General features: G+C 69.9%; 12 protein-coding genes. 2 read left to right on the forward strand and 10 right to left on the reverse strand.

The annotated features are described in order from the left end of the window. Positions 1 to 75 precede the first annotated feature (75 nt). Positions 76 to 2,772 carry an ATP-binding protein gene (locus tag BL254_RS04730; RefSeq protein ID WP_076842614.1) on the forward strand — a complete coding sequence of 899 codons (2,697 nt, stop codon included), beginning with the start codon at positions 76 to 78 and terminating at the stop codon, positions 2,770 to 2,772. A 67-nt stretch (positions 2,773 to 2,839) separates the two neighbouring features. On the opposite strand, the gene BL254_RS04735 is transcribed toward BL254_RS04730, so the two are convergent. The 9 genes from BL254_RS04735 to BL254_RS04775 form a co-directional block, all read right to left on the reverse strand. Next, positions 2,840 to 3,658: an enoyl-CoA hydratase/isomerase family protein gene (locus BL254_RS04735; protein WP_047221913.1), complete on the reverse strand. Its 819-nt coding sequence runs from the start codon at positions 3,656 to 3,658 to the stop codon at positions 2,840 to 2,842. Between the two features lie 2 nt (positions 3,659 to 3,660). Next, positions 3,661 to 4,833, reverse strand: a complete 1,173-nt coding sequence (locus BL254_RS04740; RefSeq protein WP_047221912.1) for a thiolase family protein — start codon at positions 4,831 to 4,833, stop codon at positions 3,661 to 3,663. 152 nt (positions 4,834 to 4,985) lie between these two features. After that, positions 4,986 to 5,396: a Zn-ribbon domain-containing OB-fold protein gene (locus tag BL254_RS04745; protein WP_076842615.1), complete on the reverse strand. Its 411-nt coding sequence runs from the start codon at positions 5,394 to 5,396 to the stop codon at positions 4,986 to 4,988. Beyond that, positions 5,393 to 6,634, reverse strand: a complete 1,242-nt coding sequence (locus BL254_RS04750; RefSeq protein WP_076842616.1) for a thiolase family protein — start codon at positions 6,632 to 6,634, stop codon at positions 5,393 to 5,395. The genes BL254_RS04745 and BL254_RS04750 overlap by 4 nt, the downstream gene beginning before the upstream one ends. Next, the gene (locus BL254_RS04755) at positions 6,627 to 7,124 is read right to left on the reverse strand and encodes a MaoC/PaaZ C-terminal domain-containing protein (protein ID WP_076842617.1); all 498 of its coding nucleotides are present in this window, start codon (positions 7,122 to 7,124) and stop codon (positions 6,627 to 6,629) included. The genes BL254_RS04750 and BL254_RS04755 overlap by 8 nt, the downstream gene beginning before the upstream one ends. After that, the gene (locus BL254_RS04760; RefSeq protein ID WP_076842618.1) at positions 7,121 to 7,876 is read right to left on the reverse strand and encodes an enoyl-CoA hydratase/isomerase family protein; all 756 of its coding nucleotides are present in this window, start codon (positions 7,874 to 7,876) and stop codon (positions 7,121 to 7,123) included. The genes BL254_RS04755 and BL254_RS04760 overlap by 4 nt, the downstream gene beginning before the upstream one ends. A gap of 169 nt (positions 7,877 to 8,045) precedes the next feature. Beyond that, on the reverse strand, positions 8,046 to 8,378 hold the full coding sequence (locus BL254_RS04765) for a metal-sulfur cluster assembly factor (protein WP_076842619.1): 333 nt from the start codon (positions 8,376 to 8,378) through the stop codon (positions 8,046 to 8,048). 88 nt (positions 8,379 to 8,466) lie between these two features. After that, positions 8,467 to 9,549 (reverse strand): amidohydrolase family protein, encoded by a 1,083-nt coding sequence (locus BL254_RS04770; protein ID WP_047221908.1) that lies wholly within the window; start codon positions 9,547 to 9,549, stop codon positions 8,467 to 8,469. 85 nt (positions 9,550 to 9,634) lie between these two features. After that, positions 9,635 to 10,795: a CdaR family transcriptional regulator gene (locus BL254_RS04775; protein ID WP_175648282.1), complete on the reverse strand. Its 1,161-nt coding sequence runs from the start codon at positions 10,793 to 10,795 to the stop codon at positions 9,635 to 9,637. Between the two features lie 100 nt (positions 10,796 to 10,895). On the opposite strand from BL254_RS04775, the gene BL254_RS04780 reads away from it, so the two are divergent. After that, positions 10,896 to 12,458, forward strand: a complete 1,563-nt coding sequence (locus tag BL254_RS04780) for a class I adenylate-forming enzyme family protein (RefSeq protein WP_076842621.1) — start codon at positions 10,896 to 10,898, stop codon at positions 12,456 to 12,458. 13 nt (positions 12,459 to 12,471) lie between these two features. On the opposite strand, the gene BL254_RS04785 is transcribed toward BL254_RS04780, so the two are convergent. Next, positions 12,472 to 13,104: a TetR/AcrR family transcriptional regulator gene (locus BL254_RS04785; RefSeq protein ID WP_047221906.1), complete on the reverse strand. Its 633-nt coding sequence runs from the start codon at positions 13,102 to 13,104 to the stop codon at positions 12,472 to 12,474. Positions 13,105 to 13,247: the final 143 nt, after the last annotated feature.

Raw genomic sequence — 13,247 nt, forward strand, 5'->3', positions numbered from 1 at the left:
TTCCGTACCGGTGCCCGCCCGCCGCCGGTACGGGGTCTGGCGCGGGTATGGCCACGATGGGGAGGACGGCGCACGATGGACGTCGTGAGTCGGGGAACCCTGCGGGTCTACCTCGGTGCGGCGCCGGGCGTGGGCAAGACGTTCGCCGCCCTTGACGAGGCGCACCGGCGTCGGGACCGGGGCACCGACRTGGTCGTCGGCTTCGTCGAGACCCATGGCCGTCCCAGGACAGCCGCACTGCTCGACGGGCTGGAGGTCGTCCCGCGCCAGGAGATCTCCTACCGTGGCTCGACGTTCACCGAGATGGACGTCGACGCCGTGCTCGCGCGCCGGCCCGCGGTCGCGGTCGTCGACGAACTCGMGCACACCAACGTCCCCGGCAGCCGTAACGCGAAGCGCTGGCAGGATGTCCAGGAGCTCCTCGACGCGGGCATCGACGTCATCTCCAACGTCAACATCCAGCACATGGAGTCGCTCAACGACGTGGTCGAGACGATCACCGGGGTGGCGCAACGGGAGACGGTGCCCGATGATGTCGTCCGCCAGGCAGATCAGGTGGAACTGGTCGACATGGCGCCGGAGGCGCTGCGCCGGCGGATGGCCCACGGCAACATCTACGCCCCCGAGAAGATCGACGCGGCGCTGTCGAACTACTTCCGGGTGGGCAACCTCACCGCACTGCGGGAGCTCGCGTTACTGTGGGTAGCGGACAAGGTTGACGAACAGCTCGACCGGTACCGGGCCGAACACGGGATATCCGGCACCTGGGAGACCCGGGAGCGGGTCGTTGTCGCCCTCACCGGCGGGCCCGAGGGCGACACGCTGATCCGCCGGGCGGTCCGGATCGCCGACCGCGGCAAGGGCGCCGACCTGCTCGCGGTGCACGTCGCCCGCTCCGACGGGCTGACCGGGGCGAACCCCCGGGCGCTGGCCCGCCAGCGGGCGCTGGTGGAAGACCTCGGCGGTACCTACCACCACGTCATCGGCGACGACGTCCCGGCCGCGCTGCTGGACTTCGCCCGCGCGGAGAATGCCACCCAGCTGGTGCTCGGGGCCAGTCGGCGGGGACGCTTCGCCCAGGTGCTCAGCCCCGGGATCGGCGTCACCACCACGAAACTGTCCGGGTCGATCGACGTCCACATGGTCACCCACGAGGAGGCCGGCCGGGGATGGCGCCTGCCGCGCCGCGCCCACGGGCTGCGGCCCCGGCGCCGGCTGATCGCGACCGCGATGGCCGCGATCGTCCTGCCGCTGCTGACGATCGGGCTCGCGAACTCCCGGGGCTCGCTCAACGTGACCACCGACGTCCTTGTCTACCTGCTGGCGGTGGTGGTCACCGCGCTGGTGGGCGGGTTCTGGCCGGCGCTGCTCACCGCGGTCGCCAGCTCTCTGCTACTGAACTACTACTTCTTCGCCGCCCACCACCGCTGGACGATAGCGGAACGTAACAATGTCTTTGCGCTGGTCGCCTTCGTCCTCGTTGGGATCATGGTCAGCAGGGTGGTCGACCTTGCCGCCCGCCGGTACACCCAGGCGGTGCGGGCCTCCGCCGAGGCCGCCACCCTGTCGGTGCTCGCCGGCAGCGTCCTGCGTGGTGAGGACGCGCTGCCGGCCCTGCTCGAACGGGTCCGGGAGACGTTCGGGATGACGGCCGCGACCCTCCTCGAGCGCACGGACGACAGCAGGCAGAGCGGGCCCGGCACGCGGAACGAGCAGAACGAGCGAAACACGCGAAACGCGCGGAACGGGCAGAACGCGCGGAGCGGCGGGGGAGCGGGTGCCGCGCGGACAGCCACCGCCGCGGACGCTGACAGGCCGCTGCTCCCGGGCGGCCGTGGCTGGCGTGCCGTCCACAGCGTGGGCCTCGACCCGTGCACGCGCCCCGAGGAGGGCGACGTGGACGTGCCGGTCGGCGACAACCTCGCCCTGGTGCTACGCGGACGCCCACTGCCGGCCGCGGATCGCCGGATACTCGCCGCGTTCGCCGTGCAGGCCGCGCTCGCCCTTGAGCAGCGCCGGCTCGCCGAGGCCGCCGCCGAAGCCGGGCCGCTGGCCGAGGCGGACCGGGTGCGCACCGCCCTGCTGGCCGCGGTCAGCCACGACCTGCGCTCACCGCTGGCCTCGGCCCGGGCGGCCGTCACGAGCCTGCGCAGCCGGGACGTCACCTGGACGCCGGACGAACAGGCGGAGCTGCTGGCCACCGCCGACGAGTCCATGGACCGGCTCACCCGGCTCGTCGACAACCTGCTGGACATGAGCCGGCTGCAGGCCGGCGTGCTCAGCGTCTTCCCCCGCCAGACCGGTCTCGACGACGTCGTCCCGCACGCCCTCGACGAGCTCGGGCCGCCCGGGCGGACGGTGGAGATCCAGGTGCCGGACGGCCTGCCCGACATCTACGCCGACCCCACGCTGCTGGAGCGGATCGTGGTCAACCTCGCCGCCAACGCCCTGCGCCACTCCCCGGCGGGGACCCATCCCGTCATCACCGCGAGCGCGCTGGAGGACAGGGTCGAGCTGCGGGTCATCGACCGTGGGCCTGGTATCCCGGCGGAGAACCGGGACCGGGTCTTCCAGCCGTTCCAGYGCCTCGGCGACCGGGACAACACCACCGGCGTCGGGCTCGGCCTCGCTCTCTCCCGCGGACTGGCCGAGGCCATGGGCGGCTCCCTCGTCACCGACGACACCCCCGGCGGCGGGCTCACGATGGTTCTGACCCTGCCTGCCGCCTGGTCCGTCCAGCACCCGGTCCCCGCCGCTCCTCCCAGCGGGTGATCTGGGATTTCAGGCCGGTTCCAAACCGCCTCGCCGTGTGCGTGGGCAGTTGGCGCGGGTGTTTCCGTCAGGGGCTGGCCGGGCGGTTGAAGACGGGCGGACGGCGCTGCAGGAAGGCGTCGATGCCCTCGGACAGGTCGGGGCCGTGGTGCAGCGCCGCCACACTCCAGTAGCTGGTCGTCATCGCGGTGGCGAGATCGACCTGCCAGGTCGAGCGCAGCGCCTGCTTGGTCGCCTCGACGGCCCGCCAGGACTTCGCCGCGATCTTCGAGGCCAGCTCGACGGCGGCCGGGATCAGCTCGTCGGGCTCGACCACCCGGTTGACCAGCCCGATCTCGAGCGCGCGGGCGGCGTCGAGCAGCTCGCCGGTCAGGGCCAGTTCGGCCGCGAGGCCGGAGCCGAGGAGCCTGGGCAGGAACCACGTCCCGCCGTTGCCGGGCGGCAGCCCGATGTTGATGTAGGTCTCGCCCAGCCTGGCCGCTGTCGAGGCGATCCGCAGGTCGCAGGCCAGGGCGAGATCGAGCCCGCCCGCAGTGGCGCCGCCGTTGATCGCCGCTATCGTCGGCAGCCGCGAGGCGACGACCCGCTGGGTGACCGGGAAGAGCACCCGGGCGTTGTAGGGCTCCTGCTCGACGGCGAGCCGGTGGTCGATGTACTCCCGCATCGCCTTCAGGTCGGCGCCGGCGGAGAACTGCCGGCCGGCACCGGTGAGGACCAGGCAGCGCACCGTGCGGTCGGCCTCGAGCGTCGTCAGCGCCGCCAGCAGGTCGCGGACGAGCTCCGGCACGACGCCGTTGCCGCGCTCCGGACGATTGAGTGTCACCACCACGACCCCGTCGGCCACCCGTTCGTGGAAAAGGGTCTCCAGATCGACTCGCTTGCCCATTGTCAGGCCGCCTTCTCAAGGATGGTCGCGACCGCGGCCGCGTAGGTACCCGCCAGCCAGCCGCCGGCGTTCACAGCCATGCCCACCCGGGCCCCCTCGACCTGCCGGCCGCCGGCCCGTCCGGTGAGCTGGTCGTAGATCTCGACGAGCTGCGCGCAGCCCGTCGCCCCGATGGGATGCCCGCGGCTGAGCAGCCCGCCGCTGACGTTCACCGGCAGCCGCCCCCCGATGGCGGTGGCGCCGGAGCGCACGAGCAGGTGCCCCTCGCCGGGCGCGCACAGGCCGATGTCGGCGTACTGGAGGATCTCCGCGGGCGCGGCGGCGTCGTGCAGCTCGAGCACGTCGAGGTCGTCGGGCCCGAGGCCGGCGTCGTCGAACGCCGCGCCCACGGCGACGGCCACCGGCTGCGAGCCGGGCCCGGCACCGGCGGCGAGGCGGGTCGCGCGTATCTCGCACCCGGCCCGATCCAGCCGCTGGGCGTAGCTGTCCGAGCACAGCACGACGGCGGCGGCTCCGTCCGTCGTCGGAGAGCACATCGGCAGGGTCAGCGGGTCGACGATCACGCGCCCGGCCAGCACCTCCTCGACGGTCTGCGGCTTCTGGAACTGGGCCAGCGGGTTGAGCGAGGCGTGCCGACGGTTCTTGACCGCGACCGCGGCGAGATCGGCGACCGTCGCGCCGTACTCGGCCAGGTACTTCCTGGCCTCCTGGGCGTAGACGTCGACGAACACGGAGTTCGTGGCCGGCCCGTCCGTCGCGGGGGAGACGGCCGACACGTCGGTGGCTCCCTGCAGGGCGTCGAAGGCCCGGGACCTCTCGGTGTGCGAGAGCTTCTCGACACCGATGACCAGCGCCACGTCGCAGCGACCGGACAGGATGGCCTCGAACGCCAGGTTGGCGGCCGAACTGCTGGACGCGCAGGCGTTCTCGACGTTGACCAGGGGAACCCCGGCCAGGTCGGTGCCCTGCAGCGCCACCTGCCCGCGGATCATCTCCTGCCCGGACACCAGGCCCGCGGCCGCGTTGCCGGAGAAGACGCGCTGCACGTCGGACGCGGTGATCCCCGCATCCTTCAGCGCGAGATCGACGACCTCCTCGACCATGGCCCGCTCACCGCGGTGCACATCCCGTCCGAAGCGGATCATACCGACACCGATGATCCGTACCTTGCCCATGATGAGCGCACCCTTTCTCGCCGGTCAGGCTGGCCGGTCAGCCCTGCCGGTCAGCGTCGCCGGTTCTGTCCAACGTCCGCGCCGGCGAAATACCGGCCCGCGGTTTCCGGACCGCCGCGGACCGGCACGGGGCGGGCGGAAATCCCGGATTCTCAGTCGGCCCGGCGGAACCAGGGAACGGGCCGGCGCGCGATTTCGGCGGCGTCCGCGCCGTGGAACTCGACCCGGCCGTCACAGGAATAGCCGCTCCACTCGCCGTCGGGGTCGGGCCACAGCCGGCCGAGCAGCTGAACACCGTCGTCGAGTTTGACGACACCGACCGCGTAGGGAAGGTCGTTCTCGAATCCGCTGGGCGGCCCCAACCGCTGTACCRCGAAGCTGTGCAGCACACCCCTGCCGGACGACGGGACCCAGCTCAGGTCTGTTTCGTAACAGAACGGGCAGAGATGACGGGGGTACATGATGTTGTGATTGCACGCCTTACAGTGCTGGACGACGAGTTCACCGCGTTTCAGGGCCTCGTAATACGGATCCGTGAGCGCTTCCATGCCGGTCTCGGTCACCGGGTCACCCCCTCCAGCAGCAGTACCTGGCTGTCCATGTAGGTCCCGCCGGTGCCGCCGCAGACCGCCCGGGTGGCGTCGGCTACCTGGCGTTCGGGGCCTGCCCTGCCGAGCAGTTGGCGTACCCCTTCCGCCAGCAGCGCGCTGCCGCCGCCGACCCCGGTGTGGCCGGCGGACAGCAGCCCGCCGTTGGTGTTGACCGGCAGCCGTCCGCCCGGTGAGAACTCGCCGCTGGCGAACATCCGGGCCGCCTCGTGCTTCGGCGCGAGCCCGAGCCCTTCGAGGCCGCTGGTGAGCACTGCGGCGTAGGAGTCGTAGACCTCGGCGAGATCCGCGTCCGACGGGCCCCAGCCGGCCTGCTCGTACGCGTCCACCCCGGCCTTCGCCCAGCCGAGCACGGCGAGGTCGGCCTCCTGGCCGATGCTGTAGTGGGAGACGCAGCCGCCGGATCCGGCGATGCGCACCCATGCGTCCCTACCGGCGCGGCGGGCGTTCTCGGCACTGGTCATGACGAACGCGACGGCCCCGTCGGCCAGCATGGGGCACTCGAGTGCGTGCAGCGGGTCGGTCACCATCTTCGAGTTCAGTACCTGGTCGACGGTGAGCGTCCTGTCCCTGTACATCGCGTTGGGGTTCAGCCGGGACCACTCGCGCAGCGCCACGCAGACCGACGCCATGTCCGCCGCGGTGGAGCCGCTCGCGGCCATGTAACGACATGTGATGAGTGCTCCCACGGCGTTGAACGTCAGCCCGGAGAGCTTCTCCCACTCGCGGGGGATGCCGTTGGCGGTGAGCATGTCGATCATCTCGCCGACCGGCGCGGAGCCCCACTTCTCGGACTGCACGATCAGGATGTTGCGCGCGTGCCCGCTGGCGATCAGCCCCGCGGCGGAACGGATCGTGTTGTCGCTGGTGGATCCGCCGGAGTGCAGCATGAAGCTGCTCTTGGCCCGCCCGTGCAGCCCCAGTTCCTCGACGAGCCGTGAGAAGATCAGATCAGCCTGGTCCGCGAAGGAGTGCAGGCACGGGATCAGCAGGATGGTGTCGATGTCGGGCACGGTGAGCCCGGCGTCGCGGACCGCGGCGACCGCGGCATGCACGAGCTGCCCCATGAACGGGCGGTCCGGGTACCGCCCGGACGGCAGTTCACCGAGACCGACGAAAACGGCCTCCTCCGGCGAGCCGCGGTCGGGAAGGGCGCTCGGCGCGGCATCGGAAGCGGGATCACTGTCAGGCACCGTTGTTCTCCACGGGTGGCCGGCRGCGGGCGAGCAGGACCATGCGGAACTGCATGACCTCCTCGTCCTTCTGGTTGATGACGCTGTAGTCGAGGCGCAGCGTCCCGTATCTGGCGTTGTTGCCGGTCTCGCTCTCGACGACCTTCGCGTGCACCTGGAGCGTGTCGCCCGGATGCACAGGCGCCAGCGCACGCAGGTGCTGGCACTCCAGGAAGGCCACGATCGCTTCGCCGAGGAAGCCCGAGAGCGCGACGAGCCCCACCGCGAAGCCGAAGGTGAGCGGGCCGTGCGCGATACGGCCGCCGAAGCGGGTGGTGCGGCCGTACTCCTCGTCGACGTGCAACGGGTAGTGGTCCCCGGTCAGACCGGCGAAGGTGGTGATGTCTCCGATGTCGACGGTGCGGCCGGGGGTGCGCACGGCATCCCCGACGGCGAAGTCCTCGAAGTACCGCCTGAGRCGGTTGAAACCGGAGAGCGTCGTGCTGCTCATAGCGACAGCGCGGCGAGCGCCTCGTGGACGAGGCCCAGGCTGAGTTGTTCGTGCATGAGCCGCTTGAGCTCGCGGGTCAGCGCCACCCGGGTGTAGCGGCGGGCCAGCGGTGGCTTGGCCGCGATGTTCTCGGCGATCTCGCGCGCGCGGGGGAGGACCTGCTCGGCCGGGAGCACCTCGTTGACCACGCCGTAGTCCAGCGCCTGGTGGGCGTCGAGCTCCTGGCCGGTGAGCAGGAAGTAGCGGCCGCGCTGCGGCCCGAGCACGTGCGTCCATGTCACGTGCGCCCCGTCACCGGGGACGATGCCCGACGGGAAATGCGGGGAGTCCCGGAACGTGGTGGTGTCCGCGGCGATCGTGATGTCGGACAGGACCGGTATCTCCGGATGGATGGTGGCCGGGCCGTTGATAGCGGCTATCACCGGAACCTCGATGTCGAGCAGGTTGTTCAGCAGCCGCTGGCCCTCGAAGATTATCTGCGACCAGTCGATCGCGGTCGAGAGGCTGAAACTCGAGAAGYCGATCTCCGAGCAGAACGAGTCGCCGGCGCCGGTGAWGATGACAACCTTGTTCTCGGGATCGCAGGCGACGTCGGCGAAGCAGTAGGCCAGCTCGTCGTGGGCATTGGACGTCCACACCAGGCTCTTTCCCTCGCTGTGGACGGTCAGTTCTAAGATTCCGTCTTTGCGTTCGAGGCGGATGTTCTGGTATTTCTTCGCGTAGTCGTCCAATAGCGGGGTGATATATGCCATGATTTTTACCCTTTCCGAAACAATTGTTTGTTCAACATTAGCAGGGGTGCCGCGTGCCCACAAGCGAGGTGTTCCGTGAACCCGGATCCCGTACGGAGCGGAGCACGGGGCCTCCCGGCTGYGGCCGCGCCGGCCGGCGGTGCGCGRTGCGTCGTCGGGCGGTCCGTTTTCAGGGCGGGTGCGGCGAGCCCGGTGCCGATTGCCGGCGGTCCGGCGTCCACAGCTGGGTCRTCGACACCGTGACCTCGACGGACTCGACGCCGGGGAGCGCGGTCAGGACATCGGTGATGTAACGCTTCAGGCCGGAGAAGTGCACACAGGAGGTGTCGGTGAGGACGAGCACCACCCGCACGTTCCCCGCGCGGCACTCGATCTCGTCGACCAGCCCCATCTCGCAGATGTCGATCGGCGTACGCATGAGCAGGCCGCACGGCTCGGGGACCGAGCGCAGCGCCTCGCGGATCCGCTCCTCGGCGGGTGCCGCCGTCTCCGTGCGGTTCACAGGACCCCCGATCCGCTCCGTCGGCTCCGCGCCGCGCCGTCGTCCCCGTTCCTCGGAGGACGACTGTGCGCACGCCCTGCCCGGCGGCTCATCCTCGTACCGCTGTCGTGCCCGTGCGTAGCTGTCCCCAGGGCCGGGCCACGCCGCGCAGGCGCTCGCGGGCGAACTCGTCGTCCGCGACGCGGCTGGTAACGGTGGCTGCCTCGAGGCCGAGCAGGCGCAGCGCGTTCCCGCCGAGGATCCTGCGGCGGTCCTCGGCGGTCAACTGGGGATAGCCGTGCTCGGCCACCAGGTCGTCCGGCAGCTCATAACCGTCGAACGCGGCCAGCAGCGGAGCCGGGTGGGAGAGGTTGGAGCCGCTGCCGAACAGCAGCTGGTCGGCGCCGCAGGCCCGCAGCAGGGTGCCGAGGATCCTGGCGAACACGAGCGGCCTGACCACCACGTAGGCGAACACGGACTCGAGGGTCGCGTAGAGGTTGCGGTGCCGGCGCAGCAGTGTCGCGGTCTCCTCGAGGAAGGCCGCGCCCGCGTGCACCACGTGGAAGTTGATGTCGGGGAACCGTTCCAGCGGGAGATTCAGGTCGTCGAGGCTGAAGGCGCTGCGCGGGGCGGGTGGCAGCCACAGTGCCTTGTGCACCGCGACGTTGCGGATGCCGAGGTCGCGGGCGGCTTCCAGTAGCGGGGTGGCGTAGTCGGCGTCGTCGAGCCGCCAGCCCCTGCCGACATCGTCGTAGAAGAAGGCGGGATACAGCTTCAGCCCGTCGACACCGAACTGGGTGACCTGCTGTTCCAGCTGGGTGATGGCGGCGTCGGTGATCGGGGTGTCGACCGTGGCGAACAGCCGGAACCGGTCGGGGTAGCGGTCCCGGAACGCCGCGGCGCGTTCGGGCGCGGTCACGTGGCCGCGGGCGAATCCGAGGTTGGGCAGCGCGTGGATGACCGCGAGGTCGACCGGGCTCTCGACGAACAGCGAGTCGGCGATCGCCTCGAAGGGGAAGTCGGAGAAGAACTCGTCGTGGGTGAGCAGGTACTCGGGACGGTTCTGGTCGGTCGCGAGGACGTGCGCGCCATAGACCGCCTCGAGCTGATCGCGGGCCTTGGGGTTCTGGTTCGCCGGGGCGAGGTTGTAGGGATGCACCACGGCATCCACCACGACGGCTCCGTCGATCATTGTCGCCCTCCGATACAAACAACTGTTTGTTGCAAGGTTTCCATGGTGGTGCCCGCCCGTCAACCGAGCGACCCTCGGACGCGGCCTACGCGCCGGGGCCCGTCGGCCGGATGCTGGCGTACTCCAGCGCCCACCAGACCTCGACGAGGGCGTCCGTGTCGGCGAGGTCGGCGCCGGTGATCGTCTGATATCGCTCCAGTCGGTAACGCACCGTGTTTTCGTGGATCGACAGTGCCCGTGCGACCGCTGCCACCGACCGACGTTCGCGCAGGTAGCTCTGCACGGTCTCGAGTATCTCGGCCGACGCGCTTCCGCTCCGGCCGCTCAGGCGGGTGATGTAACGACGGAACAGCTGTTCGCCGAGTTCGCCCTGCTGYTCGACCGCGGCCCGTACCGACAGCGAGGAGCTGTCCACGACACCGGTACGGCGGTAGCGCACGGCGACATTGAGCACCCGGGTGGCCTCGGCGAACGCCTGCGGGACACCGGTGAGCGTCACCGGCCCGGCAACCGMGATCACGGCGTCGTCGTACGGGACGGGGCGGATCGCGCTGATCCCCACCACGTCGTCGTCGAACATGGTGATCAGCGGCCGGAAGCCCGCGCCGATGCCGGCCGACTCCAGCTGCCGGATCAGTCGCTGCACCCCGTCCGGGCGCTGCCGGCAGCGCAGCACCCAGTACTCCCGGTCGGGCAGGATGCCGTGTATCGCGCCGCCCTCGACAAGCTCGGCGGGGTCGACTCCGCCGGTGAGGATGCGGTGCAGAAACGCCATCCGGTGGCGCTCGTCGCGACGGGCGGCGTCGATCTCCACCTGCTGGCGCGCGGAAACCAGGACGCTGCTGAAGCGGTCCGTGAGGTCCCACAGCTGCCGGGCCCCGGTGAGCACGGCCCACGGGTCGGCCCCGGCCGCCACCGCCTCCTCGATGAACGCGTCGCGCAGCACACTGAGCACCCTGCGGTATGCCTCGACGACGTCCTCGGAAGGGATGCCCTGTAACGCCCTGCGCTGGCCGGAGGCCCGCTCGTCCTCCTCGATCTCCGAAGGTAGCTGGTCGCGCCGCTCGAGGACCGCGACGACCCGGGCGACGTTGCGTCGGCACGACCGGCGAAGGTCGTCGTCGGGCACCCGGTCGTAGGAACGCAGCGTCCGAAGCGCGCTCAGCTGTCGTTCGACCAGATCGTCGGTGCGTTGGCGAAGCCGCTGCGCGGTCGTGACCAGCAGACTGCCACTGGCGTCAGGCATCGGCACCACCTCGATCTTGGAGAAGGCTCCTAATACTGGTCCCCGTTTTTCATGGATTCTCCATATCCCCGGACGTGCCGTGTTTCCTAGTCTCATCGCTATGGCTGACGGCGATCAGATCACGGCGGCCCAGGTCCTCTGGGATGCCGCCCGGCGGCATCCCGACCGGCCCTGCCTGACCGATCTCGACGATGCCGTCGGTGCCACCACGTCGACCTACGCGCAGCTGGTCGAACGCGTCGCCGCGGTGGCCGGCGGACTGCTCGGGCTCGGTCTTGAGCCCGGCGACCGGGTCGCGCTGCTGCTCCACAACAGCCACGCGTACGTCCAGGCGTATCTCGGTGCCACGGCGGGCGGGCTGGTCGCCGTCCCCCTCAACGTCCGGCTGACGCCCGCGGACTACCTGCACATGCTGACCGACTCGGGAAGCCGGGTGCTGGTGACCACCAGCGAGTTCAGCGACCGGCTCCCGGATCCGTCGCGGCTGCCCGGGCTGACGATCGTGTACGCCGACGCGCGGGACGACGCGGATTCCGGGCTGACGGCGCTGGCCGCCCGCGCCGAACCGCTTGCGCGGCCGGTCGCGCGGGCCGATGGTGACCCCGCGAGCCTGATGTACACCAGCGGCACGACCGGCTCACCGAAAGCGGTCGTCCTCAGTCACCGTTCCTGGCTCAGCATCGCCGAGACCGCGGTGCGGGTGCTCGGGCTCGGCGACGACGAGGTCACGCTGCACGTTGCTCCCCTGACGCACGGGGCGGGCTTCCTGCTCCTGCCCACGCTGCTGCTCGGCGGCCACAGTCTGCTGTGCCACTCCTACGACGCCGGGCGTGCCCTGCGCCTGCTCACCGAGCACGGCGTCACCGGGATGTTCATGGTGCCATCGATGATCAGAATGTTGCTGGACGCGCGGCCGCCGGACTGGACGGTTCCGGCCTCGTTGCGCCGGCTCTACTACGCGGGCTCCCCGATCGACCCGGAGACCATGCGGGAGGCGACGGAGGTCTTCGCCGGGCGTCTGATCCAGTCGTTTGCCCAGATGGAATCACCGATGTTCTTCACGGTTCTCGACCAGAAGGACCATCTGCACGCGCTGGGGAATCTTGATTCGCCGCYGGTCCGTTCGGCGGGGCGGGTGCTTCCCGGGGTCGAGCTGCGCATCGTCGACGACGCGGGGGCGACCCTGCCCGACGGTGCGGCCGGGGAGATCGTGGCGCGCGCTCCCCAGACCATGAGCGGGTACTGGGGCCGCCCCGCGGACACCGCGCGGACGATGGCCGGCGGCTGGCTGCACACCGGCGACATCGGCTACCTCGACGGCGACGGCTATCTGTACATCGTCGACCGGAAGAAGGACATGATCGTAACCGGTGGGTCGAACGTCTATGCCCGTGAAGTGGAGGACGTGCTTGTCGATCTGCCGGGGGTGAAGGACGCGGCCGTGATCGGGCTGCCACACCGGATCTGGGGCGAGGCGGTGACCGCCGTACTGGTGTCGGCGAACGACAGCCGTGACAGCGACGCGGTGCTGGCCRCATGCCGGACGAGGCTGGCCGGCTACCGGGTGCCGAAGCGGGTGGTGTGGGTGGAGTCGCTCCCGCGCAACGCCTACGGCAAGGTCCTCAAGCGGCAGCTGCGCGAACAGTTCTCCGGATCGGGGTGATGCCGGCGGGCGGTCATTTCTGTAGTCCGATCAGAGCGTTGTCGGCGAGGACCTCGCTGAGCGCCTCGGGGCTGAGCGGGCCGGTGGGGGAGTACCACTCCGTCGCCGAGTTCAGCATGCCTATCAGGGCGAGCACGGCGATGCGGGGATTGCTGAGGTCCCGGAACTCTCCGGAGCTGATGCCGTCGTTCAGGATTCTGCTGAAGAGCTCCTCGTAGCGCTGCCGCATCAGGATGACGCGTTCTTTGTGCTCGGAGCTCAGGTAGGTCCACTGGTGGAAGCTCACCCGCGTCTGCTCGAGGGCGGTCGCGAGGACCAGCATGTGCGCTTTGATCGCTTTTCGCAGTCGAATCGTTGCGGACTGTTCTGATTCCGCTATCGGCGCGATGGCGTCCAGATAGCTTCGGATGCCCCGTTCGACAATTTTGATCAGCAGGTCTTCCTTGCTGTTTATGTGGACGTACAGGCTGCCGGGCAGGATTCCGACCGCGTCGCTGATGTCCCGCATCCCGACGACCGGATACGTCCTCTCGCCGAACAGGCGGATGGCCTCCCGCTCGATGAGCTCGGCCGACACGGGCCCCGATGCCGCTCGAGTGCCGCGTTCCCGCTGCCTGGTCACCCGTAGTTCCCGCTGCTTAGCCACCCGTGCGCCTCCCCGAAGTCCTGATCCAGATCCGATCGTACGGTCGCGTCGATCCAATATCGCCGGAGAACTGGAAAAATTGTCCGTCTTGTCCGTTTCACAAACAGTCAAAACGGTCATTTGGTACCGATGATGTGACCTAT

It is taken from the genome of Protofrankia sp. BMG5.30 (genome assembly GCF_001983005.1).
GTDB classification, from domain to species: Bacteria; Actinomycetota; Actinomycetes; order Frankiales; family Frankiaceae; genus Protofrankia; species Protofrankia coriariae.

Coding starts and splice junctions, on each gene's coding strand:
- BL254_RS04735 (WP_047221913.1), bottom strand. CDS start 3,658: ATGGGCAAGCGAGTCGATCTGGAGACCCTTTTCCACGAACGGGTGGCC.
- BL254_RS04770 (WP_047221908.1), bottom strand. CDS start 9,549: ATGATCGACGGAGCCGTCGTGGTGGATGCCGTGGTGCATCCCTACAAC.
- BL254_RS04740 (WP_047221912.1), bottom strand. CDS start 4,833: ATGGGCAAGGTACGGATCATCGGTGTCGGTATGATCCGCTTCGGACGG.